Genomic DNA, 521 nt, shown 5'->3' with positions numbered 1-521 from the left:
CACCGTTGATTTCCCGGATCGTGTCCTGGCCATCACCAAGGTTGAACTCATAACGATCCGAGAAGTAGCCGCCGATCAAGGTATCGTTGCCCTTGCCGCCCACAAACACCGCATTCTGGGCGTAGGCATCCACCTTCAAGGTGTCGTCACCCTCGCCGCCGTACAGCTCGTCACTGCTGCTGCCAATGATCGTGTCGTTGCCCACGCCGCCCAGCAGGATGTCCTTGCCGGAATAGCCACTCAGGGTGTCATCACCGTCGCCACCCAGGATCGTGATGCCTGCTGCCTGGATGCTCGCAACCGTCCACACCGTGCCATCGGCAAACGTCACCTGCTCGATCTGCTGCCCCGTATTCCACGCCGAACCGTTGAACTGATCCTTGATGCGCACCGAGTCGGCGCCATTGACGTGCTGGAACACCAGGTCGTTGCCCTCGCGGAACACCCGGATATCGGACGCTGCGATACCTTCACCGAACGCCAGCACGTCCGTGTTGGCATAGCCACCGTTGATTTCCCTA

Annotated in this window: 1 protein-coding gene; it reads right to left on the bottom strand. The window is 60.1% G+C overall.

The annotated features are described in order from the left end of the window. A partial coding sequence (locus ML342_RS11780; protein WP_275672491.1) for a calcium-binding protein occupies positions 1–521 on the bottom strand: 521 nt, incomplete at both ends.

The sequence above is a fragment of the Thermomonas alba genome, assembly GCF_022419205.1.
GTDB classification, from domain to species: domain Bacteria; phylum Pseudomonadota; class Gammaproteobacteria; order Xanthomonadales; family Xanthomonadaceae; genus Thermomonas; species Thermomonas alba.
This window is presented reverse-complemented; position numbering and strand designations above follow the sequence as displayed.